18 protein-coding genes and 1 pseudogene are annotated in these 22,574 nt (G+C 67.8%); 6 read left to right on the forward strand and 13 right to left on the reverse strand.

Annotation, left to right across the window (positions count from 1 at the left end; all coding sequences use genetic code 11):
• Positions 1-33 precede the first annotated feature (33 nt).
• The 3 genes and pseudogenes from K1X59_RS16880 to K1X59_RS16890 all read left to right on the forward strand — a co-directional run bounded on the left by K1X59_RS16880 (position 34) and on the right by K1X59_RS16890 (position 3,240).
• Positions 34-1,386, forward strand: a complete 1,353-nt coding sequence (locus K1X59_RS16880; RefSeq protein WP_183150891.1) for an MFS transporter — start codon at positions 34-36, stop codon at positions 1,384-1,386.
• Complete coding sequence (locus tag K1X59_RS16885) at positions 1,383-2,243, forward strand: transketolase (RefSeq protein ID WP_183150892.1); 861 nt, start codon at positions 1,383-1,385, stop codon at positions 2,241-2,243. Before K1X59_RS16880 ends, K1X59_RS16885 begins: the two co-directional genes overlap by 4 nt.
• A pseudogene (locus K1X59_RS16890) lies at positions 2,240-3,240 on the forward strand (transketolase family protein). Before K1X59_RS16885 ends, K1X59_RS16890 begins: the two are co-directional and overlap by 4 nt.
• A 7-nt stretch (positions 3,241-3,247) precedes the next feature.
• Here the strand turns inward: K1X59_RS16890 and K1X59_RS16895 are convergent.
• A complete protein-coding gene (locus K1X59_RS16895; protein ID WP_183150893.1) occupies positions 3,248-4,747 on the reverse strand; it encodes an arylsulfatase in 1,500 nt (499 codons plus the stop codon).
• An 84-nt stretch (positions 4,748-4,831) separates the two neighbouring features.
• Positions 4,832-5,725: a formylglycine-generating enzyme family protein gene (locus tag K1X59_RS16900; RefSeq protein WP_183152880.1), complete on the reverse strand. Its 894-nt coding sequence runs from the start codon at positions 5,723-5,725 to the stop codon at positions 4,832-4,834.
• Between the two features lie 80 nt (positions 5,726-5,805).
• Between K1X59_RS16900 and K1X59_RS16905 the strand changes: the two genes are divergently transcribed.
• Entirely contained in the window at positions 5,806-6,111 is a 306-nt protein-coding gene (locus tag K1X59_RS16905; protein WP_183150894.1) for an NIPSNAP family protein, read from the forward strand.
• A gap of 28 nt (positions 6,112-6,139) precedes the next feature.
• On the opposite strand, the gene K1X59_RS16910 is transcribed toward K1X59_RS16905, so the two are convergent.
• From K1X59_RS16910 to K1X59_RS16940, 7 genes are all read right to left on the reverse strand, one after another.
• Entirely contained in the window at positions 6,140-6,478 is a 339-nt protein-coding gene (locus K1X59_RS16910; protein WP_183150895.1) for an L-rhamnose mutarotase, read from the reverse strand.
• The gene (locus K1X59_RS16915; protein WP_183150896.1) at positions 6,475-7,791 is read right to left on the reverse strand and encodes an MFS transporter; all 1,317 of its coding nucleotides are present in this window, start codon (positions 7,789-7,791) and stop codon (positions 6,475-6,477) included. The genes K1X59_RS16910 and K1X59_RS16915 overlap by 4 nt, the downstream gene beginning before the upstream one ends.
• Before the next feature lie 67 nt (positions 7,792-7,858).
• Positions 7,859-9,316: an L-fucose/L-arabinose isomerase family protein gene (locus K1X59_RS16920; protein WP_183150897.1), complete on the reverse strand. Its 1,458-nt coding sequence runs from the start codon at positions 9,314-9,316 to the stop codon at positions 7,859-7,861.
• Positions 9,317-9,358: 42 nt separating this feature from the next.
• Positions 9,359-10,813: an L-fucose/L-arabinose isomerase family protein gene (locus tag K1X59_RS16925; RefSeq protein WP_183150898.1), complete on the reverse strand. Its 1,455-nt coding sequence runs from the start codon at positions 10,811-10,813 to the stop codon at positions 9,359-9,361.
• 48 nt (positions 10,814-10,861) lie between these two features.
• Positions 10,862-11,872 (reverse strand): ABC transporter permease, encoded by a 1,011-nt coding sequence (locus K1X59_RS16930; RefSeq protein ID WP_183150899.1) that lies wholly within the window; start codon positions 11,870-11,872, stop codon positions 10,862-10,864.
• A gap of 26 nt (positions 11,873-11,898) precedes the next feature.
• Entirely contained in the window at positions 11,899-13,401 is a 1,503-nt protein-coding gene (locus K1X59_RS16935) for a sugar ABC transporter ATP-binding protein (RefSeq protein WP_210274190.1), read from the reverse strand.
• 27 nt (positions 13,402-13,428) lie between these two features.
• The gene (locus K1X59_RS16940; protein ID WP_183150901.1) at positions 13,429-14,436 is read right to left on the reverse strand and encodes a substrate-binding domain-containing protein; all 1,008 of its coding nucleotides are present in this window, start codon (positions 14,434-14,436) and stop codon (positions 13,429-13,431) included.
• A 194-nt stretch (positions 14,437-14,630) separates the two neighbouring features.
• On the opposite strand from K1X59_RS16940, the gene K1X59_RS16945 reads away from it, so the two are divergent.
• Both K1X59_RS16945 and K1X59_RS16950 read left to right on the forward strand, forming a co-directional pair.
• The gene (locus K1X59_RS16945; RefSeq protein ID WP_183150902.1) at positions 14,631-15,659 is read left to right on the forward strand and encodes an alcohol dehydrogenase catalytic domain-containing protein; all 1,029 of its coding nucleotides are present in this window, start codon (positions 14,631-14,633) and stop codon (positions 15,657-15,659) included.
• A 93-nt stretch (positions 15,660-15,752) separates the two neighbouring features.
• Positions 15,753-16,775: a LacI family DNA-binding transcriptional regulator gene (locus K1X59_RS16950; protein ID WP_220173608.1), complete on the forward strand. Its 1,023-nt coding sequence runs from the start codon at positions 15,753-15,755 to the stop codon at positions 16,773-16,775.
• Between the two features lie 15 nt (positions 16,776-16,790).
• Here K1X59_RS16950 and K1X59_RS16955 read toward each other — a convergent pair whose 3' ends face one another.
• The 4 genes from K1X59_RS16955 to K1X59_RS16970 are packed head-to-tail and all read right to left on the reverse strand — an operon-like array spanning position 16,791 to position 22,504.
• A complete protein-coding gene (locus K1X59_RS16955; protein WP_220173609.1) occupies positions 16,791-19,370 on the reverse strand; it encodes a glycoside hydrolase family 78 protein in 2,580 nt (859 codons plus the stop codon).
• Between the two features lie 26 nt (positions 19,371-19,396).
• Positions 19,397-20,257 (reverse strand): carbohydrate ABC transporter permease, encoded by an 861-nt coding sequence (locus K1X59_RS16960; RefSeq protein WP_183150904.1) that lies wholly within the window; start codon positions 20,255-20,257, stop codon positions 19,397-19,399.
• Positions 20,254-21,147, reverse strand: coding sequence for a carbohydrate ABC transporter permease (locus K1X59_RS16965; RefSeq protein ID WP_183150905.1), 894 nt, complete (start codon positions 21,145-21,147; stop codon positions 20,254-20,256). Before K1X59_RS16965 ends, K1X59_RS16960 begins: the two co-directional genes overlap by 4 nt.
• 55 nt (positions 21,148-21,202) lie before the next feature.
• Entirely contained in the window at positions 21,203-22,504 is a 1,302-nt protein-coding gene (locus K1X59_RS16970; RefSeq protein ID WP_183150906.1) for an ABC transporter substrate-binding protein, read from the reverse strand.
• Positions 22,505-22,574 lie beyond the last annotated feature (70 nt).

Consider the following 22,574-nt stretch of genomic DNA (forward strand, 5'->3'; position numbering starts at 1 on the left):
ACCACTCACCGCCCTGTTCAAGGAGGAACACCCATGGTCAACATCACCCGTCCCCCGGCGCGCACACCGCAGCGCGACAACCCCGTCAAGGTGTCGATCGCATCGATGATCGGCACCGCCGTCGAGTCATACGACTTCTTCATCTACGGCACCGCGTCGGCCGCCTACTTCGGCTCCGTCTTCTTCCATGCCGAAGACCCGATCGTCGGCGTGCTGCAGTCGTTCGCGGTGCTGGCTGTCGGCTTCTTCTTCCGCCCGCTCGGCGGCTACCTCGCAGGACATTTCGGTGACCGCATCGGCCGCAAGACGGTCCTGCTGGCATCGCTCATCGTGATGGGCGCCGCCACCTTCCTCGTCGGGCTGCTCCCGACGTACGAGATGGTGGGAGTCCTCGCTCCGATCCTGCTGATCCTCCTGCGGGCCGTGCAGGGGATCGGCTTCGGCGCCGAATGGGGAGGCGCGGTGCTGATGGCCGTCGAACATGCCCCGGCGCAGCGTCGCGGGTTCTTCGGCTCCGTGCCCCAGATCGGCATCCCGGCCGGGCTGCTCCTCGCGAACGGCACCTTCCTGGCCTCGAACGCCCTGTTCGAGGGTGACTGGGTGTGGCGCGTGCCCTTCCTGCTCTCGATCGTGATGGTCGCTATCGGTCTCTGGATCCGCCTCGGCGTGAAGGAGTCCCCCGAGTTCGAGAAGATGAAGCAGGCCGGAGAGATCCACAAGCAGCCCGCCCTCCAGGTGCTCAAGCAGGACTGGCGACTGGTGTTGCGGATCATCGGACTCCGTCTGGCCGAGACCGGCGGCTACTACATCACCACCAGCTTCGTGCTCTCGTACGTCGGGCTGGCCGCGATCAGCGACTCGCAGTACGTGCTGTGGGGAACCATGATCGGCTCCGCACTCGGACTCGGATCGCACCTCCTCTACGGGGCGCTCAGCGACCGGATCGGGCGCAAGCGCGTCTTCCTCATCGGCGCGATCTTCACGATCCTGTTCGGCATCCCGATGTTCCTTCTCATCAACACCGGCGCCGTGATCATGATCATCGTCGCGGTCGCCCTGAGCCTGCTCTTCAGCCACGACCCGATCTTCGCGGTCGAGTCGAGTTGGTTCAGCGAACTCTTCTCCCGGGATGTGCGCTCGTCCGGCATCTCGCTCGGCTACAACGGCGCGTCGATCGTCGCGGGTCTGCTTCCCTTCCTCGCGACGGCACTCTACGCCGGCGTGGGATGGCTCGGCCCTGCTCTGCTCTTCGTGGCCCTGGGCATCATCTCCACGTCCGTCGCAGCCGTCACCCGAGAGACGGCTCCCATCCGCGTCGGCGACGCGACCCCACCGTCCGACGTCGCCGTCGCCGTCGCCGCCCCTGCCACCGAAGGAACCCGATGACGACCGCCACCGCATCCGACCGCGCGCGACGCATCCGCGACAGCGCCCACCGCATCCGCCTGAACGCCCTCCACATGGGTGAGGTGCAGGGACAGGGCTACGTGGGCCAGGCGCTCGGCGCCGCCGACGTGCTCGCCGCGGTGTACCTCGACCAGCTGCGCCACCGCGCGGACGACCCGCACTGGGACGACCGCGACCGGTTCCTGCTCTCCACCGGCCACTATGCGATCGCGCTCTACGCCGCACTGGCCGAGGCGGGCGTCATCCCGCAGGAGGAACTCGACACCTACGGCTCCGACGACTCGCGTCTTCCCATGTCGGGGATGGCGAGCTACACCCCCGGCATGGAGATCTCCGGCGGCTCGCTCGGCCATGGCCTCACAGTCGCGGTGGGCATGGCACTGGGCCTTCGCCACCAGGGCAGCGATGCCCGCGTGTTCACCTTCCTCTCCGACGGTGAGCTGAACGAGGGATCGACGTGGGAGTCAGCGATGGGCGCTGCCTCGCATCGGCTCGGCAACCTCACCGCGCTGGTCGACATGAACGCGCTGCAGGCCGACGGCCCGACCGCCGACGTCCTGTCCCTCGAACCCGCCGAGGACAAGTGGGCGTCGTTCGGCTGGCGCACCCAGCGTGTCGACGGCAACGACCCGGAAGCGATCCTCGCCGCGTTCGACGCGATAGACGACCGCGACCCGGTGGGCGCACCGCAGGTGATCCTCTTCGACGTGAAGGTCGGCAAGGGCGTCCCCCTGTTGGAGGACCGCGAGAAGAACCACTTCATGCGCATCGACGAACACGAGTGGGCGATCAGCCGCGAGCAGCTCATCGCCGGCTACGAAGGAGCGAACAGATGACCACCCCCACGAAGCCGAAGCTGAAGACATCGGCGATGATCGCGTCGTTCGCCGAGCCGGGGCAGAAGACGGCGTCCGCGCCGTTCGGCGAAGCGCTCGCCCGACTCGCCGACACCGACCAGCGGGTCGTCGGCCTCAGCGCCGACCTGGCCAAGTACACCGACATGCACGTCTTCCGCGACGCGCACCCCGAGCGGTTCTTCCAGATGGGCATGGCCGAGCAGCTGCTCTTCGGCGCTGCCGCCGGCATGGCGGAGGTGGGGCTCATCCCCTTCGCCTCGACCTACTCCGTGTTCGCCTCTCGCCGCGCGTACGACTTCATCGCCCTCGACATCGCCGAGCCGAACCTCAACGTCAACGTCGTCGGGGGCCTTCCCGGACTCACCACCGGGTACGGACCCAGCCACCAGGCGACCGAGGACATCGCGATCTTCCGCGGCATGCCCAACCTCACGATCGTCGACCCCTGCGACTCGGTCGACATCGCGCAGGCGGTGCCGCAGCTCGCCGCATCCGCGGGGCCGACCTACCTCCGCCTGCTCCGGGGGAAGGTGCCGACGATCCTAGACGAGTACGACTACTCCTTCGAGCTCGGCAAGGCCAAGGTCGTGCGTCCGGGCAACGATGTGGTCTTCGTCTCCAGCGGCCTGATGACGATGCGCGCTCTGCAGGCTGCGGAGCGTCTCGCCGCACACCGGATCGACGTCGCCGTCGTGCACACCCCGACCATCAAGCCGTTCGATGAGGAGACGGTCCTGCGCGAACTCGACACCCCGCGGCTCGCGCTCACCCTCGAGAACCACACCGTGGTCGGGGGCTGTTCGAGACGGTCGCCTCCGCCCTGGTGCGTCGCGGAGCCACCCGCCGCGTCGTGCCCGTCGCGTTGCCCGACCGCTTCCTCGACGCGGGAGCCCTGCCGACGCTGCACGAGCGCTATGGCCTCGCGACCGATGTGATCGTCGATCGCGTCATCGAGGAGCTCCGCGCCGCGGACTGACCGACGCTCAGGAGCTCCCGACCGTCGAATCCAGCTTCGCCATGACCTGGTTGATGGTGAACGAGGCCGACTCCTGTCGGGCGGGGAACTCGGCGAGAGTGCCCAGCATCTTCGCGACGTACGCCTGCGCGGGGATCATCAGGAACACGTGGTCGAGCACCCAGTCCCAGTACGTGTTCGACGTGATGTCGGCGCGTTCGAAGGGATCCGTCCGGAGGTTGAAGAGCTTCGGGAAGCGCAGCTCGATGTAGGGCTCCTGCCAGACCTGGAGGGTGCCCGCGGCGCGCTGCTCGAGGAACACGAGCTTCCAGTTCTCGAAGCGCAGCGCCGTGAGGTCTCCGTCGTCCGAGACGTAGAAGAAGTGCCGCCGTGGACTGTGCTCGGCGGCCCCCGTGATGTAGTCGAGCTGGTTGTGCCCGTCGAGGTGCACCTTGTAGTCGGTGCCGTGCAGCGCCGTGCCCGACTTCAGCCGCTCGGCGATGTCATCGTCACCCACGGCCGCCAACAGCGTGACGAACCAGTCGTTGTGGCTCACGATCCCGTTGAGCGTCGTACCGGCGGGGATGCGTCCCGGCCAGCGGACCATCGCGGGGACGCGGTAGGCGCCTTCCCAGTTGGAGTTCTTCTCGTTGCGGAACGGGGTCATCCCGGCGTCCGGCCAGCTGTTCATGTGCGGGCCGTTGTCGGTCGAGTACATGACGATCGTGTTCTCAGCGAGCCCGAGTTCGTCGAGCAGGTCGAGCAGGCTCCCGACGACATCATCATGATCGAGCATCGTGTCGTGGTAGTTCGACTGCCAGCGCCCTGCGCGTCCCTTGCTCTGCTCCTTCGTGTGGGTGCGGAAGTGCATATGCGTCGAGTTGAACCACACGAAGAAGGGGGTGTCGTCCGCGGCCTGGGTGCGGATGAAGTCGGCGGCGGCGTCGCGGAACTCCTCGTCGACCGTCTCCATGCGCTTCTTCGTCAGCGGGCCGGTGTCCTCGATCCGTTGCGTCCCGTCCTCTCCCGCCCACGAATGGATGACACCACGGGGACGGAACCTCTCGCTGAAGCCGGGGAACTCCTCGTCGGTCGGGTAGTCCGGATGCTCCGGCTCCTCCTCCGCGTTGAGGTGGTACAGGTTGCCGAAGAACTCGTCGAAGCCGTGGGCGGTCGGCAGATGCTCGTCGCGGTCGCCGAGGTGGTTCTTGCCGAACTGACCCGTGGCGTACCCGTGGTGCTTGAGCGCGTCGGCGATCGTGGGGTCCTCGGGCTGGAGCCCCAGCTTCGCACCCGGCATGCCCACCTTGGTGAGTCCGGTGCGGTACGGGTTCTGTCCGGTGATGAAGGCGGCACGACCGGCGGTGCAGCTCTGCTCGCCGTAGTAGTCGGTGAACTTCACGCCCTCGTCGGCGATCCGGTCGATGTTCGGCGTCCGGTAGCCCATGAGCCCGTCGGAGTACGTGCTCAGGTTGGCGATGCCGATGTCATCGCCCCAGATGATGAGGATGTTGGGCTTGTCAGCCATGCCTGACTCCTTGCGTCGACCGATGAGGCGGGCGGTTGCCCTCGGTCGAGCCAAGCATTCTCCGCGCCCCGCGCGAAGGGGCCCTCACTCGGAGCGGGTGAGGCGGAATCCGATGTGGGACATGCCGGTGTCTTCGGCCTGCGGCGAGCGCGCGGCCGGCCGGAACCGCAGACAGTAGTCCGGCGAGCAGAGGTGCGAACCACCCTTGAGGACACGGCGAGGGATGGCGGGGAAGCCCTCCTGCGCGCTCGCCGCCGCCAGCAGGTTCGTCCGCTTGCCCTGGTCGACGGGAGTGTCGGACAACCGGATGTGCCTCGGCGTGTAGAAGTCGGTCGTCCACTCCCACACGTTCGCGATCATGTCGTAGAGGCCGTAGCCGTTGGGCGGGTAGGAGCCGACGGGAGCCGTGCCGCCGACGCCCTGGTTGTCGTAGGGGAAGCGTCCCAACCAGGAGTTCGCCTGGGCGACGCCGCCGGGATACGCCTCATCGCCCCACGCGAAAGCCGTGCTCTCCTGTCCCCCACGCGCCGCGTACTCGTGCTCGACCTCGGTGGGAAGTCGCATCCCGGCCCAGTCGGCATAGGCGACGGCGTCTTCGAACGCGATGTGGACGACGGGATGCTGGAGCAGCTGATCGATCGAGGAATCGGGTCCGAACGGTCGACGCCAGTGCGCCCCCGGCTGCCATCGCCACCAGTTGCGCCAATTCCGCAGGTCTGTCGGGCCCGCGGTCGGCGTGAACACCATCGAGCCGGGGACGAGATCCGCGGGGTCGGCGCCGGGGAAAGCGGCGGGGTCGAGCGGACGTTCCGCGACCGTCACGTATCCGGTCGCGTCGACGAATTCCGCATACTGCGCGTTGGTCACCTCGTACCGGTCGATGAAGAACGATGCGACTTCACGCTCGTGCACCGGCCGCTCGTCGGGGTAGAAGTCGTCCGACCCCATCAGGAACCGGCCGGCGGGGATGTGGACCATGTCGCGCGAGTTCGTCACGGGACTCAGCGTAGTCACCGGGTGCGGTTCGGTGGCCGGTGGACCTCTGGAAGGATCGTCCCATGATCACGATCCACCTCCGCTACGAGATCGACCCCGACAAGCTCGACGACTTCACCACGTACGGGCGGACGTGGATCCGACTCGTCGCCAAGCACGGCGGCACCCACCACGGGTACTTCATGCCGAGCGAAGGAGACAGCGACGAAGCGTTCGCCCTGTTCACCTTCCCCTCCCTGGCGGCGTACGAGACCTACCGCACGGCATCGCGCACCGACCCGGAGTGCATCGAGGCGTTCGAGTTCGCCCGCACCACGCGGTGCATCCGACGGTACGAGCGTCGCTTCCTCAGCCCCGTGTTCGACTGATTCCTCCGCAACCGATGCCCGGCGACGCTCAGTCGAGGTGGAAGTACTCCTCCCACACGTCCAGAGCGCCGTCGGGTCGACCCCGCTCGAAGTACGGTGCCATCGATGCCTGCCACCGGGTGTTGACCTCGCGGCGGGCCACCTCGGATTGCGCCCGTGCGAAGTCCTCGGTCTCCAGATAGCCGATCACGATCCCCTCGTCGCGACGGATGAACAGCGAGTAGTTCGTCCACCCGGCTTCGGTCAGAGCGGCGAGCATCTCGGGCCAGACCTCGGCATGGTCGCGGAGGTAGTCGTCGACACGACTCGGGCGGAGCCGCATCGTGAAGCAGACCCGCTGGATCGTCGGAGACGCAGCCGCACTCATCGCACCACCGGTTCCTGCTGCTCGGACGCTCCCGCGCCGTAGCGCTCCTCCTCGATCTCCTTCAAACTCCGACCGCGCGTGTTCGGAGCCCAGATCGCACCGACGAGAAGTGCGACGGCGAGGAAGCCGATCATGATGAGACCGACGTTGGCGACTCCGGTCGTCGCGAGCAGCACGGGGAAGAAGTAGCTGAGGAAGCCGATGGCGAGACGCGCAGCGAAGAAGAGCAGACCCTGGGCGCTCGCGCGGTACGGGGTGGCGAACAGCTCGCTCGCCCACAGCCCGTAGAACGCCTGCGCGCCGATGCCGGCCGACAGGCCCCAGAGCACGGCGAACGTGATGAGCGTGGCGGTCCCCGGCTCACCGAAGACGAGCGCCATCCATCCGAGGATCCCCATCACGGCGCCGATGATGTAGAGCAGACGCCGCGACATCCGGTCGGCCAGCATCATGAAACCGAAGTAGGTCGCGATGACGGTGCATCCCCACACCAGCACCTGCAGGAGGTCCTGCTCGACGACGCTCTCGACTCCGGCGGCCTCGTAGACCCGGGGCATGAAGATACCGGCCTGACCGGCGACGATCCCCCAGAAGCCGTAGATCCCGAAAAGGAAGAGCAGGGCGGTGATGTTGACCTTCTTCGACAGCAGGGCTCCGAAACCGCGCCCCGTGCGAGAAGCCGTTCCGCTCTTCACCTCGTTCGCGCTCTTCTCCTTCTGGTCCTTCCACAGCTGAGACTCCGGCAGCCCCTGCCTGACCCACCAGACGACGGCGGCCACGACGAAGAGATGGAGGAAGATCATCCGGCTGCCGAAGAGCTCGAGCGGCGCGAGCAGGGCGGCGAGCGCGAACCCGACCAGCGGCCCGAACGACCACGCGAGCTGCGCCGTGCCGACGTGCTTCGCGCGGTTCCTCGACGGCGCCTGTTCGGCGATGTAGGTCCAGGACGCGGGGACTCCGGCCCCGACGGCGATTCCGGTGATGATGAACCCGAGGAACAGCATCGGCACGTTCACGGCGAACGCCGCGAGCAGGACGCCGATCATGAACACGACGAGGTCGTACGTGTAGATGAACTTGCGGCCGAGACGGTCGCTCAGCGGGCCGCCGAGCATCGCGCCGATGGCCGCGCCGAAGGCGTTCGCGCTGAAGGCCGCGAGCAGCCCGGCGGTCAGATCGGTGAACCCGAGTTCTGCCTGCCAGAAGCCGAGGCTGGTCGCGATCGCGATGATCGAGCCGGCTTCGATGTAGTTGGACATGGCGACGGCGATGGTGGCACGCCATCCCGTCGTCGAGGTGCTGCCGATCTTCACGGTGTTCTCCTTCGGAGGTGGCCCTGGCAGGGCCGTCGGGGGGTGAGGTGGATTGCGGAGGATGCGATCAGCCGACCGACACCTGCCGGAACTCGATGCCGAGCAGATTCGCCGCAGCGCGGAAGTCCTGTGCCCGGTGTCCGGTCGACAACGCCCAGTGGTGGTCGACCCCGCTTGCACTCCAGGCATCGACCCACTCGCCCGGGTGGCACCCGAAGTCGACACGGGAGGTCGTGTTGCCGATCGCGAGCAGCGGGCCGGGGACCACTTCGCCCTCGGAGGCGACGAACACATAGCTGCCGTCCCGCTCCTGGCCGACGCCGAACGTGGTCACCGGTCCCTCTCTGACGTCGAACTCGACGCTCACGCCCCACCCGCGCTTGCCGTGATAGATGCCGAGTCCGCGCAGCAGCGGGTCCCGCTGGCTGATCGCCAGGTGCGCCGGACCGTCGTGGCCCATCTCCACGACGCCGTCGAAGAAGTTCAGGGCCTGGATCTCGGTGAACGATCCGCCCGCGCCGATCGTGTCCGCCACCAGCATGGCGATGCTGTTGCGGAGCTCGTACTCGCCGGCCATCGGGACCCCGCGCGCTGTCAGCAACGACGCGCCGAGGATCATGCCGGCGCCCAGACGCTCGTGCTGCTCGCCGTTGAGGCCGCGGTGGTAGTAGGCCATCGAGTCGAGCTCGAAGTCATCGACCAACCGGTCGAGTCCGACCGACACCTTCGCACCCCAGGCCAGGTCGTCTTCATTCACGGATGCCTCGTCGAGGACGAAGACCTCCTTGGCGAGAGCGATGCGCTCGCGGGTCTCACCGTCTGTGACGCCTTCCACGCGCACCCGCAGGTCGTCGAACTCGACCACCTCCACGTGCGAGCCGAACTGGGTGGACACCGAGGTCAGGTCCGTCGAGACGTCGAGCATCCCCGGATACAGGTGTCCCATGAGTCCATGACGCGCGTGACGCAGGGTCGCGCGGACGTCCGCAGCGGCGATCCAGCGTTCGATGCGCGCCCACGCGCTCTCATCGCGCAGGTATCCCGAGACCGAGCGGAACTCGATACCGCCGCGCCGGAAGACGTTGCCGACCTCGGGCACCGCGCACTGTCCGCAGTACGCGAGCCACTGGCCGGTGTCGAAGGTCGCATGGTCCATCGATTCCGTGGGCTGCAGGTCGATCACCAGGACCGGGGCCCCGGAGCGCTGTGCGATCGGGAGGACCATCGATGCCGTCAGATACGTGGTGAGGAAGACGACGATGAGGTCCGGGTCCGCGAGGCGGAGCTTCTCGGCGGCGGCGGCGGCATCTTTCGCGTCCGAGATGAAGCCCACATCGGTGACCTCGGCATCCAGATTCTGGAAGCGCTCACTGACATAGCGCGACGACGCCTGCAGCTGAGGGAGCAGGTCAGGGAACTGCGGCCAGTACGCTCCGAGACCACCGGCGACGAGGCCGATCCTGGTCTTACGACGGTTCTTACGGGGAAGCAGTTCTGCGATGCGGGCACGACGAACGTCGCTCATGGTGATCTCCTGATTCTTGAGGGGAAGTGTCGGGGGTCCGGGTTAAGGCTGGACCAGGCGGAATTCTGCGCCGAGGAGGTCGGCGAGAACCTCGATGTCTTTCGCGAGATGGCCGACGGCCATCGACCAGTGGTGAGTCGAGCCGGACTGTGCCCAGGCGTCGGTCCAGTCGCCCGGATCGCACCCGAAGTCGACCCGCGTGGTCGTGTTGCCGATCCTGATGGCGGGCCCCGGTACGGCTGTGCCCTCCGACGCGATGAATCGGAGGCGGCCATCGTGCAGTTCGCCGATCGAGAACTGGGTCACGGGACCGGGCCGCACGGTCGCTTCGACGGACGCCCCGCCCCCGGACTTGCCGTGGAACACCTCGAGGTTGCGGAGGACGGGACGGTCCGAGGTGATCGACGCGTCTGCGGCGTCGTTGTGGCCGAGTTCGACGTGGCCGCGGTCGAAGTCGAGCGCCTGTCCTTCCGTGAACGTGCCGCCGCCACCCAGCTGCCCGGTGATGAACATCGCGATGCCCGCACGCAGCTCGAACTCGGTGACGGTAGGAACGCCGCGGGTCGACAGCAGCGTCGCGCCGATGGGGAACGCCGTGGCCAGTCGACTGTAGATGTCGTCGGAGTTGCCCATGTGGAAGTAGGCGAGGGTGTCGAGGTCGTACTCCTCTATCAGGCGATCGAGGGCGACCGAGACGCGCGCCTGGAAGCTGATGTTCTCCAGGTCTGCTTCCTCGTCGACGGCGAACACGCGGTGCACCGTGGTCAGCGCCGCCTCGGTCTCGGCGTCGGTCACTCCGTCGTAGAGGCGGCGCAGGTCGTCGAGTTCGAGGATCTCGACGTGCCCCCCGAACGTGGAGTACGTCGACGTGATGTTGGAGGCGATGTCGAACATCCCCGGGTACAGGTGGCCGAGCAGACCGTAGCGACCGCGGCGCAGGTTCGCCACCACCCCGGTCGCTCGCACGTAGCGGCCGATCTTCGTCCAGGCGCGCTCGTCGTCGAGGTATCCGGACACGCTCCTGGCCGGGAGACCGAGGCGCTCCAGCGCCACGCACATCTCCGGGAGGCCGGCCGACCCGGCATAACCGAGCCAGTCCCCCGTGCCGAAGTTCGCGTGGTCCATGCTCCGCCCCGGCTGCAGACACACCAGGAGCACGGGCGCGCCCCCGTACTTGAAGATCGGCAGCACCTGGGCGCTCGTCATGTAGGTCGAGACGAAGAGCACGATCAGGTCGACGTCGGCCTGTCGGATGCGGTCGGCGGCAGCCGCGCCGTCGACCGGATCGGACACCACACCGAAGTCGGTGACGGTCGCTCCGATCCCCTCGATGCGGTCGGCGATGGTCGACGCGGATGCGCGCACGGTGTCGAGCAGTCCGTCGAACTGCCCCCAGTAGACGCCGAGACCGCCGGACACGAGTGCGATCTTCGGCGTCCCGTACGTGACGCGGGAGAGCGGTTCGGGAGCGATCACAGGAAAGGGATGCGTGGTCATGAGAGTCCTCGATGGGTCGGGGTGTGGTCGGCGGTCGGAACGGTCTGGTCACTCGACACTCTTCTTCCCCCTTCGGCTGAGCAGGATGTTGATGAGCACCGAGACGACGATGATCGCGCCGGACACGACGTCCTGGATGTACGAGTTGACGCCGAGCAGGATCAGGCCGTTGCCGATGATCGCGATGAAGATGACGCCCAACAGCGTTCCGAGCATCGACCCTCGACCCCCGGCGAGCGCAGTGCCGCCGACGACGACCGCGGCGATCACATCGAACTCCAGTCCGGTCGCCGCACCGCTGTTACCCGAGCCCAGACGGGCGGTCAGAAGGATGCCGACCACCGCGGCGAGCAGGCCCGTGATCGCGAAGACCGCGATGCGCGTGCGGGTGACATGGATGCCGGAGAGCATCGCTGCGCGCGCATTGCCGCCCACCGCGAAGACCGAGCGGCCGAAGCTCGTGCGGGTCGAGACGAAATAGAAGATCACGAAGAGCACGAAGAAGACGACGACGGGCGTGGGCACGGGACCGATCGAGCCCGCGAGCACGTCCATGAACTCGCTGGTCTCGACGGGGACGGGCAGGGCGTTGGTCATGAATTGCGCGAGCCCACGGTAGGCGCTCCACAGGCCGAGCGTGACGATGAACGACGGGATGCCGAGCACCGCCCGCAGCCAGCCGGCCAGCCCGCCGACGACGAGACCGCCGATGAGCACGGCGACCATGCCGCCAGGGAGTCCGATTCCCCAGGGGCCGGCCATCTCGGCGAGCATGACCGACCAGAAGGCCACAGCCGGCCCGATGCTGATGTCGATCTCGCCGGAGACGATGACGAGGGTCGCGCCCCATGCGACGATGCCGACCGTGGCCGCGTCGCGGAGGATGCTCCAGACGTTGTTCTCGGTCGCGAACCCTGGGGCGACGACGGAGAGGATGATCACGAGCACGATGATCGCGACCGCGAGCCCGATCTCGTTGATCCGCTGGGTGTTGAGAGCACGCAGGAACGGCACGCCATGTGTCGTCCCCGGTGCGCCGGGGGTGAGTGTGCTGGTCATGAGGTGTCCTTCGGGTATGGGAGAGCTCAGTGCTCGGCGATGGCGCTCGAGAGGATGGCATCGATGTCGATGTTCGGCGCGCGGTGCTCTTCGACGATCCGTCCGCCGCGGAGCACGACGACGCGGTCGCAGACGGAGGGCAGCTCCTCCATCTCGCTGGAGACGAAGACGATCGACTTGCCGGCGGCCGCGAGCTCCCTGATGAGCGCGTAGATCTGCGCCTTGGCCTCCACGTCGACTCCCCGTGTCGGCTCGTCGAGCAGAAGGATGTCGCTCTCGGCATGCAGCCAGCGGCCGATGATCGCCTTCTGCTGGTTGCCGCCGCTGAGAGTGTCGATCTCGGCTCTGGCGCTGGACGTCTTGATGCGCAGACGCTCGATCAACGCGGTCGCCGATGCGGCCATCTTGCGGGGCGAGGTGAATCCGCCTGCCGAGACCGCTCGCCAGTCGGACACCAGCATGTTCTCGTCGACGCCGAGCTGCGGGAAGATGCCGTCCTGCTTGCGGTTCTCCGGAGTCATGCCGACGCCGCTGCGCAGCGCGATGCGGTGTCCCCGGCCGGTGAGGTCCCGGCCGTGCACACGCACCGTGCCCGACGCCGGCGCGGTGACGCCGTTGACGATCTTGAGCAGTTCGGTCCGACCGCTTCCGAGCACCCCGGCGATCCCGAGCACCTCGCCCTTCCGGACACTCAGGGAGACCCCGTGCAGGAACGGCGCGTCGTGGATGTCCGAGACATCGAGCACGACCTCGCCGAGTTCTGTCGGAGCCTCCGCCACGGGGGCGAACTGCTCGACGGCGTTCCCGATCATCATGTGCACCACCTCGCGCGTGTCCACGTCTGCCAGGGGCCGGGTGTCGATCAGGCGACCGTCGCGCATCACGGAAGCCGTGTCCGCGACCTGCCGGATCTCGTTCAGGCGGTGGCTGACGTAGAGGACGGCGACACCGCTGGCGGCGATGGTCTGCACGGCGTCGAGCACCCGGCCGACCTCTGCGGCCGCGAGCGAGCTGGTCGGCTCGTCGAGGATCAGCAGCCGCGGCTGGTCGTGGATGGCCCTGGCGATCTCGACCAGCTGCTGGTCGGCGACGCTCAGATCGTCGACAGCCTGTCCCGGCTCGATGTCGAGGTCGAGACGTGCCAGCGCGTCGCGGGTCGCGGCGTGCATCCGCCGGTAGCTCAGCGCTCCCGCGGCGGACGGCCACCGTCCCATGAACATGTTCTCCGCGACGCTCATGCTGCCGATGAGGGAGAGTTCCTGGTAGACCGTGCGGACCCCGAGCCGATGCGCGCCCTCGACGCCGCCGGCGCCGAGCCGCTCGCCGCCGAGGACCACGTCCCCGCTGTCCGGGGCCTCGGCCCCGGACAGCAGGCGGATGAGCGTCGACTTTCCCGCGCCGTTCTTGCCGAGCAGTGCCCGGACCTCGCCCCGACGGATCGTGAAGCTCACGTCGTCGAGCGCGACGACGGGGCCGTAGTGCTTCGATGCGCCGATGACTTCGGCGACAGGCTCATCAATTGCCATCATTGTGCTCTCCCGATCGGTGATGAGGGTTTACGGGATGCCGTCCGGGTGCGTCTCCAGCCATTCGGTCCCCTGCTCGGGCGTCGTGTAGACGTCGATAGGCACCGGCACCGAGTACTCCTGCGACTCGCCGTCGAGGATGGCGATGGCGGCAGCGATCGCCGCCTTGCCCACGGCGATGCCCGAGACGTCGATCGAGGCTTTCAGGATCGTGTTGTCGACGAGGGCGTTCGCGAGGTCGGCCGTCATGTCGGATCCGAACACCACCGTCGTGCCGGCGAGCCCCTTGTTCTCGACCGCTTTCACCGCGCCGATGGCCGCGCCGCCGGATTCGCCGTAGAAGGCGTCGATGTCGGGGTTGGCTGTGAGGATGTTCTCCGCCACGCCGATGGACTCGGTCGGATCGGTCCCCTCCTGGTTCGCGACGATCTCATAGGCGATGCCGCGGTCGGTGAGCGCCTTCTCGAAGCCTTCGCGGCGGTCGACGCACACCTCGACGAACTCGCAGTTGAGCACGGCGATCCGAGGGTCGGCGACGGCGTTCGCCTCGAAGTAGTCGGCGGCCGCCTCTCCGGTCTTGTACCCGAACTCGACCGGATCGCCGAAGGCATACGCCTTCACGTATTCCTCGGCGTCGGCCTCGTTGATGCAGGTGTTGTAGCAGACGACCGGGATGTCGGCGTTCGAGGCGTTGCGCAGCGCTGGCGCGGAAGCATCGGCGGAGACCGCCGACAGCAGGATGGCGTCGACCTGAGATGAGATGAGCGTGTCGATGAAGGCGGACTCCTTGGAGGCATCCGCCGCGGCGTTCGTCTCGACGAACTCCACCTTCTTGCCTGCTTCTTCGGCACCGAGTTCGACGCCCTTCTTCACGCCGGCATAGAAGCCCTGCGTGTCGAGGTAGATCGCACCGATCTTGAGGGTGTCGTCTTCAGCGCCGCCTCCTCCTCCGGCCTGTCCGGCGCAACCGGTCAAGGCGAGACCGAGGACGAGGACGGCGGCTGCCGCCGCTCGGATTCTTGTTGCTGTGAGATCCACGATGATCCCTTCCGCGTCGCGTGCGACGCTTCAAGCTCTCTTCACCACAGCCACATCGGTGCGGTATAGTCCCTGAAACTGAAACGTCTCAGGTGGCGGCCCCAACTTTATGCTCAGGGCGGGAAGCTCGTCAAGCGGGCGGCCCGAAATAGTCGCCATCACGGCCTGAGAACCGCGAGAAGACAGGAAACACGATGTCACCAGAGTTGTTGACCGACACGTCCCGCACGATGCGCGCCCTCGTGCTGCACGGCAAAGAAGATCTGCGCTTCGAGAGGAGGGATGTCCTCCGGCCGGGTCCGGGCGAAGTACGTGTCGAGATCGGCTCCGTCGGCGTGTGCGGGTCCGACAAGCACTTCTACCTCGAAGGACGGGCCAGCAGCGATATCGTCTCCGAGCCGCTGGTGCTGGGCCACGAGTTCGGCGGGCGCATCGTCGAAGTGGGCCCGGGCGGCGATGAGGCGCGCGTGGGGCAGCGCGTCTCCGTCGAACCGCTCATGGCGGACCCCCTCTCGCCTCAGGCACGACGCGGGAGCTACAACCTCGACCCCGGCCAGAGGTTCTTCGGCGTTCCGGGCACCGACGGGGCTCTCCAGCAGTACTTGAACGTGCCCGCGGAGAACGCCTTCGACATCCCCGACTCCATGAGCGACGACGCCGCCGCGATGGTCGAGACGATCTCGGTCTCCCTCAACGGGGTCCGCAAGGCAGGCGTCTCGGCCGGAAGCCGCATCCTCATCACCGGCGGCGGACCGATCGGCCTCTTCGCCGCACAGCTGGCCTTCCTCCAGGGAGCCTCACGTGTGGTTCTCGTCGAGCCGCAGAGCGAGCGCCGCGCGAAGGCGGCGAGCTTCGGATGCGAGGTCTCTGCCGACCTCGCATCCGTCGACGAGCTGTTCGACGCCGTGATCGAGTGCACCGGGGTCGGAGTCGTCCGGCACGACAGCTGCCTCAAAGTCGCGCCGGGCGGCCGAGCGATCTTCATCGGTGTCGGCGCCCAGGACGCCTCCATCCCGATGCCGGCGATCATCGAGCGAGAGGTGTCGGTGCAGGGCGTCATGAGGTACGCATTCACCTGGCCGACGGTCATCGATGCGGTGGCGACAGGGCGGATCGACGCGGACTCCCTGGTGAGCCGCACACTCCCCTTCGATCGCGCGATCGAAGCGTGGACGGTTCCGCTGACGACGGAGGTCAAGACGATGATTCACGTGAATCGCTGATCGCGGGCGGTAGGTTTAGGGACGGTCCGGCGGGTACGTCGTCGGCGTGGACAGCGGCGCTGGCGGGCGGCGACCGCATTTTCTGGAGAGCACGTGAACACTGAGCGACAACCGGATCAGATCGATGTCGCGCGATTGGCCGGCGTCTCCGTCGGCAGCGTGTCGACGGCGATCAACCGACCGGACCTCGTCTCCGAAGCGATGCGCCGCCGCGTCCAGGCCGCGATCGACGAGCTCGGCTACGTCCCGAACCGTTCCGCCGCCACGCTCCGGCGCGGCGGCGCCAGCCGCGTGCTCGGGCTCATCATCCCCGAGGTGACGAACGCGTTCTACGCGGCGATCGCGGATGCGGTCGTCGATGCCGCCGACCAGCACAACTACGCCGTCTCGTTGTGCGTCACCCACGAGGACCCCGCACGCGAACGGCGTCACTTCGAGTTGCTGGCGCAGCAGCGCGCCGCCGGTGCGCTCGTGGTCCCGATCAACCCCGAAGCCGAGCGGCTCGCGATGCTGCGCAGCATCGGCACGCACATCGTCCTCGTCGACCGCCTGATCGACACCGCCCAGGGGTGCTCGGTCGCCGTCGACGATGTACACGGCGGCAGGCTGGCCGTCGAGCACCTGCTGAGCACACCCGGCACGGGGGTCACCCTGATCAACAGCCACCACTCGATCACGCAATGCCGCGACCGTTACGAGGGTTCGCTCGCTGCCCTGCGGGACGCCGGACGCTCCGAGGGCGAGCTGGTCGAGATCATCGTCGACGAGATGACCGTGGAGGCGGGGATAGCGGCCGCGGAGCAGATCATCGCGAGCGGTGCCCCCCGACGGATCTTCTGCATCAACGACCAGCTGGCGACCGGAGTCCTCGAGGGTCTTTCCCGGCACGGCATCTCCGCCCCGCGCGACGCTCGTGTCATCGGCTACGGCGACCTCGGCCTCGACGGGCGGCACGCGCTCTCCACCATCGGGCAGCCGAAGCAGTCGATGGGTCTGGACGCCGTCGAGCTGCTTCTCGACGAGCTCGACGACGGCTCCCACCACGTCCACTCCGCGAAGGTCATCACCCCGCAGCTGATCGCTCGCGAGTCGACCGCATCGATCGGCAGTCGATGACGCGCTGACCGCGCCTCAGGCGGCCACCGCGGAGGGGACGGCAACGACCGTGTCGAAGCGGCCGCCCGACGCGATGCGGACCTCGTCCTGGCCGGGCAGGCGGATCGTGCCCTCGACGCCCGTCGGCACCGAGAGGGAGTAGCGGATCCCGTCGGCCACGCGCTCCCAGGACCCCTCGATCAGACCGTACGGCGAGTCGAACGCGAGCCGAGCGTGGTCGAGGTCGCCGCCGGGCTGCGGCGCCCAATCGATCCTGCGATAGCCGGGAGCCGCCGGCGACAGTCCGCCGATCACCCGGTGCATCCAGTCGGCCACGCTGCCCAGGGCGAAGTGGTTGAAGCTCGTCATCTCCCCCGGGTTGATGGTCCCGTCCGGCAGCATGGAGTCCCAGCGCTCCCAGATCGTGGTACCGCCCATCCTGACCGTGTACAGCCACGACGGGCACTCGGTCTCGAGGATCAGGTCGTACGCGGTATCGACGTGCGCGGTCGCGGTCAGTGCATCGCTGATCACCGGAGTGCCGGCGAAGCCCGTGGCGATGCGGTTGCCCGCTTCGCGGACCAGCGCGGCCAGGCGGTGACCCGCCGCCTCTTCCTCGGCCGCACTCAGGAGACCGAATCGGATCGCGAGGGCGTACGCGGTCTGCGCGTCGGACGTGAGCGTGCCGTCGGGCCGCACGTACTCCGCGCGGAATGCGTCGCGGGCCTCGTCGGCGACCCGCGCATAACGGTCGGCGTCGGCCGCGAGCCCGAGGAGGCGTGCCGTGTCGGCGAGTCGCCGCGTCGAGAACGCGAAGTACGCGGCGGCGACGAGGTATCGATCGGTGCGGGCGTCCGCGGGGTCGTGCGGCGGCGCGGCGGGGTCGAGCCAGTCGCCCAGCTGATGTCCGTCCCGCCAGAGCCGGGAGGGTCCGGACTGCGCGATCATCCGCTCGACCCAGGCGCGCCCGCTGTCGTACTGCCGGCGCAGCACGTCGAGGTCGCCGAACCGCTCATGCAGGGTCCACGGCGTGAGCACCGAGACGTCGCCCCACACGGCCCCCGTGCGGATCGGGTTCCACGTGGGACCGCCGGGGATCACGGGGACGAACCACGGGATGGTCCCGTCCGGCAGCTGCTCCAGCGCGACGTCGGTCAACCAGTTCTCGAGGAACCCCGCGGAGTCGTACAGGAACGACGCGGTCGGGGCGAACACCTGCACGTCACCCGTCCATCCCAGGCGCTCGTCGCGCTGCGGGCAGTCCGTCGGGATGCTGAGGAAGTTGCCGCGCATGCCCCAGCGCACGTTCTCGTGCAGCCGGTTCAGGTCGGGGTTCGAGGTCTCCAGCCAGCCGGTGCGTCGCATGTCGCTGTGGATGACCCGGGCGACGACGTCGCCCTCCTCGATCTCGTCGAGCCCGGTCACGGTCGCATACCGGAAGCCGTGGAAGGTGAACTTCGGCTCCCAGATCCGCGCGGGTCCGCCGTCGAGGGTGATCGTGTCGTGGGCGGCGGCCAGACGCAGCGGACGGATGCCGAGCTCGCCGTCTTCGAGCACCTCGGCGTGCCGCAGCTCGATCGTGTGCCCCGCCGCGCCGAGCACCCGCACCCGCAGCCGGCCGACGAGGTTCTGCCCGAAGTCGAGCAGGTGGGTCGTCGTGTCGATGCGGGAGACCGTCACCGGCGCGAGCTCCTCCGTGCACCGCACCGGCGGCAGGACGGGGGCGACGAGCGTCCGCGGGTCGCGGTGTCCGACGCGCACGGGCGTCCATCCTTCCGCCTCCGCTCCCGGCGTCGACCAGCCGGGCTGCTCGGCGCGGACATCGTGCTTCTCGCCGTCGTAGAGCCCGGACACGAGGATCGGGCTGGGGGCCGCCGACCAGTCGGCGTCGGTCGCCACGGTCGTGCGGCTGCCGTCGTCGTGGGTGATCTCCAGCTGGGCGATGAGGGCCTGATCGGTGCCGTAGAGGTCGCGGTACCCGCCGTTGAAGCCGAGGCGTCCGCGGTACCACCCGTCGCCGAGCCAGGCGCCGAGGGTGTTCTCACCCTCGGTGAGGTGGCCTGTCACGTCGAACGTCCAGTACACGAGGCGCTCGTCGTACTTCGTCCAGCCCGGTGAGAACTCGTGGTCGCCGACCCTGGCGCCGTTGATCTCCGCCTCGTACAGGCCGTGGGCCGTGACATACAGGCGCGCACGGGCGATGGGCCGGTCGACCGTGAAGGTGCGGCGCACGAGCGCGGGGCGGCGCTCGGTGTCGGGCGCCTCAGGCCAGCTCGCGCCGACCGGAGCGGCGACCCAGTCCGTGGGCTCCAGGAGTCCGGTCTCGGCCTCGGCCGCGTCGCTCCACGGGGACCACGCGCCATCCGCACCGCGGACCCGGACCCTCACCTGCACCCGCTCGCGGGACTCGAGCGGCTCGAACGGCCAGGCCACCAGCACCTGTTCCGCGTCGGAGCCCGAGGCGACCACGACATCGCCGTCCCGTGTGCACTCGAGCTGCCACCCGTGCTGCGTCCACCCCTCCGGCGCCTGCGTGCGCCACGAGATGCGCGGGGTGCGCGAACCGAGGCCGAGGGCGTCGTCGACGTGCTCGAAACGAGGGAGGGAGACCTTCACTGTTGACCTTTCAGGGGTACGGGCGCTCATCCCTTGACCGCTCCGGCCGTCAGGCCCTTCTGGATGCGCTGGTTGAGCACGAGGTAGATGATCAGCAGCGCGAACACGTTGATGCTGATCGCGGCGAACAGCGGACCGTACTGGGTGGTGCCGAACTGACCGTTGAAGTTGAGGAGTCCGACCTGCAACGTGCGCAGGTTTCCGGAGTTCGCGAAGGTGAGCGCGATGAGCAGGTCGTTCCAGAAGAAGAAGAACTGCACGAGCCCGACCGTGAACAGACCGTTCTTCATCATCGGCAGGGCCACCGAGAAGAACTGCCGGTAGATGCTCGCGCCGTCGAGGGTCGCGGCCTCGAACACCTCGCGCGGGATCGCCCGGAAGTAGGTCGCCATCAGGAACACCGTCAGCGGCATGCCCGTCGCGGTGTACGTGATGATGAGGGGCCAGAGCGACCCGGTGAGCCCGAGCTGGAAGTAGGTGCTGAACAGCGGCAGCAGGATCATCTGCGTCGGCACCATGATGCCGGCGAGGAACACGATCAGCACACCGCTGCGTCCCTTCCACACGAGCACCTCGAGCGCGAAGGCGGCTGCGGTGCCGAGGAGCAGCATCAGGAAGAGCGAGGGCAGCACGGTGATCGCGCTGTTGAAGAGCGACTGGCCGAGCCCGGCCGTGTCCCACGCGATGACGTAGTTGTCGAAGTTCCACTGCTCGGGCAATGCCCACGTCGGCGCCTCGAGGAACTCGCGCTGCGACTTGAACGAGCCCAGCAGCAGCCAGATCAGCGGGTAGCCGACGACGACGAGCAGCACGGCCACGAGGATCGCGATGGGGGCCTTGCGGAGGATTCTCGTCGCGCGGCGGGATGCGGTCATCGAGGTGCTCATGCCACGCCTCCCTTCTTCGCGGTGCGCGCATTGGCGCGGAAGATGAACACCGTCACCACGAGGCAGATGATGGTGAGCAGCATGGCGATGGTCGAGCCGTAGCCGTAGTTGCCGTACGTGAACGCGTTGTCGAACATCGAGATGGTGAGCGGGCTCGTCGAGGTGCCCGGCCCGCCGTTGGTGAGGGCGAGCACGCTGTCGAACACCTTCAGGGTGCCGTTGATGGAGAAGATCAGCGACGAGACGAGCACCGGTGCGGAGAGGGGCAGCACGATGTGGCGCACGAGCTTCCAGCCGCTCGCCCCGTCGAGGCGTGCCGACTCCAGCACGTCTTCGGGGATGTCGATCAGGCCCGCGTACAGCAGCACACCGTAGAAGCCCATCGAGCGCCAGATGTCCATGATCGCGATCACGATGAACGCACTGCCGCCGTCGCCGAACCAGTCGACGGGGACGCCGCCGAGGCCCGACAGCACCGAGTTCACGACGCCCTCGGTGGGGGCGATCGAGAAGAGCTGCTGGAAGAGCAGCGCCACCGCCACGGTCGGCATGACCACGGGGAAGAACACGAGGGTGCGGACGATGCCGGAGGCGCGCTTGAGCGCGAACACGTAGAGGAGGGAGAGGAGGTAGCCGAGCAGAACCTGGCCGATCGTGACGACGACCGCGTACTTCAGGGTGAACAGCAGCGCCGCGTGCACCTCGGAGTCGCCGATCAGGCGCGCGAAGTTGTCGAAGCCGACGAACTCGAACCCGATGATGGCGTTGCCCTCGAACAGCGTGTAGCCCATCGACCACACGACCGGTATGAGCATCACCACCGAGTAGATGAGCAGGGCGGGACCGAGAAGGATGGCGATCGCCTTGCGATCGCCCAGCACGTTCTGCATACGTTCTCCTGAAGGATGAGGGGGCGGCGTTCGGGTCGCCGCCCCCTCGGGGCTGTTACTGGTCGAGGTCCGCCTGGACCATCGACATGAAGTCCTCGGCGGAGACACTGCCGCTGATGAGGGGAGCCGCGTTGCGCTGGCTGGTCGTGGTGGCCTCCGCGGAGAAGAGCGCCTCGAACCACAGCACGGTGGTCTCGGTGTCGGCCACCTGCTCCTGCACCATCTGGGTGAGCGGCGGCACGTCGGAGACCTCGGTGTTCAGAGCGAAGCCCGAGACACGGTTCTCCTGCTCGAGCGCGACCGAACCGTAGTTCTCTGTGATGCAGCTCAGCCACGCCTCGGTGTCGTCGTTCACGGCCTTGGCGTTCATGGTGATCGGCAGTCCGACGTTGGCGGCCAACTGCGAGCGGTCGCCCTTGCCGCCGTCGACGCCGGGGAACGGCATGAAGCCGACGTTCTCGGCGCCGATCTGGTTGGTTTCGGGGTCGTTCGCCTGGCTCAGGAACCACGAGCCCATGTAGAACATCGCTGCGGAGCCGTTCAGGAACTGGTTCTCGCTGGTCGCCATGTCGATGCTGCCGACGCCCTGACCGAAGTAGCCCTTGGTGCCGAGGTCGGCGATCGCCTGTGCGGCCGCGACGTACTCGGGGTCGGTGAGCTTCGCGTCGCCGTCGGCGACCTTCTGGAGCGCATCCGGTCCGAGGTCGCGGAACAGGTAGCTGGAGATCAGGCGCGTGATGGGCCAGCCCTGCTCGCCGCTGGCCGAGAACGGCTGGATGCCCGCGGCGTCGAGCGTGTCGGCGGCGGCGACCAGGTCGTCGAACGTCTGGGGCTCGTCGATGCCCTGCTCGGCGAAGATCTGCTTGTTGTACCAGATGCCCTCGACGTTGTACTCGAACGGCAGCGCGCGGAATCCGCCGTACAGGTTCTCGATCGTGGAGATGGCCGCCGGCTCGATGTCGTCGATCACGTCGAGGTCGGTGAGGAGTTCCTCGAAGTCGGCGACGTTGCCCGAGTCGGCGAGTGTCTTGGTCAGGGCGGGCGCGTTGCCGGCGCTGAACAGCACGGGCAGGTCGCCCTGTCCGGCCTTCAGCTGCAGCTGCTGGTCGAGGTTGGACTGCGGGACGGTCTCGACGTCGAGCGGGAGCGTCTCTCCTTCGGCGGAGCACGCGCCGCCGGCGAGCGTCTCCAGGACGGCGGGAACCTCGGTGTTCTCGACGTTCACGAACAGGGACAGCGAGTCGGTGCCCGCCGTCGATCCGCCACCGCCGCCACAGGCGGTGAGGGCGAGGGCCGATGCTCCGGCGATCGCGGTGAACGCACCGCGCCTCCAGAGCTGTGCTGTGGTCAGCTTCATTCTTTCCTCCTTGAAACGGGCGAGCCGCGTTGATCACACACTTGAAGCGCTTCAGATAGTACGCTTGAAG

It is taken from the genome of Microbacterium sp. Se5.02b (assembly GCF_019464375.1).
Classification (GTDB): domain Bacteria; phylum Actinomycetota; class Actinomycetes; order Actinomycetales; family Microbacteriaceae; genus Microbacterium.

What these genes read in the sequence shown, in the direction of transcription:
- K1X59_RS16930 (WP_183150899.1), bottom strand. Translation starts at nt 11,872, where the DNA reads ATGACCAGCACACTCACCCCCGGCGCACCGGGGACGACACATGGCGTG.
- K1X59_RS16885 (WP_183150892.1), top strand. Translation starts at nt 1,383, where the DNA reads ATGACGACCGCCACCGCATCCGACCGCGCGCGACGCATCCGCGACAGC.
- K1X59_RS16935 (WP_210274190.1), bottom strand. Translation starts at nt 13,401, where the DNA reads ATGATGGCAATTGATGAGCCTGTCGCCGAAGTCATCGGCGCATCGAAG.
- K1X59_RS16970 (WP_183150906.1), bottom strand. Translation starts at nt 22,504, where the DNA reads ATGAAGCTGACCACAGCACAGCTCTGGAGGCGCGGTGCGTTCACCGCG.
- K1X59_RS16925 (WP_183150898.1), bottom strand. Translation starts at nt 10,813, where the DNA reads ATGACCACGCATCCCTTTCCTGTGATCGCTCCCGAACCGCTCTCCCGC.
- K1X59_RS16910 (WP_183150895.1), bottom strand. Translation starts at nt 6,478, where the DNA reads ATGAGTGCGGCTGCGTCTCCGACGATCCAGCGGGTCTGCTTCACGATG.
- K1X59_RS16965 (WP_183150905.1), bottom strand. Translation starts at nt 21,147, where the DNA reads ATGCAGAACGTGCTGGGCGATCGCAAGGCGATCGCCATCCTTCTCGGT.
- K1X59_RS16905 (WP_183150894.1), top strand. Translation starts at nt 5,806, where the DNA reads ATGATCACGATCCACCTCCGCTACGAGATCGACCCCGACAAGCTCGAC.
- K1X59_RS16895 (WP_183150893.1), bottom strand. Translation starts at nt 4,747, where the DNA reads ATGGCTGACAAGCCCAACATCCTCATCATCTGGGGCGATGACATCGGC.
- K1X59_RS16920 (WP_183150897.1), bottom strand. Translation starts at nt 9,316, where the DNA reads ATGAGCGACGTTCGTCGTGCCCGCATCGCAGAACTGCTTCCCCGTAAG.
- K1X59_RS16900 (WP_183152880.1), bottom strand. Translation starts at nt 5,725, where the DNA reads ATGGTCCACATCCCCGCCGGCCGGTTCCTGATGGGGTCGGACGACTTC.
- K1X59_RS16880 (WP_183150891.1), top strand. Translation starts at nt 34, where the DNA reads ATGGTCAACATCACCCGTCCCCCGGCGCGCACACCGCAGCGCGACAAC.
- K1X59_RS16945 (WP_183150902.1), top strand. Translation starts at nt 14,631, where the DNA reads ATGTCACCAGAGTTGTTGACCGACACGTCCCGCACGATGCGCGCCCTC.
- K1X59_RS16960 (WP_183150904.1), bottom strand. Translation starts at nt 20,257, where the DNA reads ATGAGCACCTCGATGACCGCATCCCGCCGCGCGACGAGAATCCTCCGC.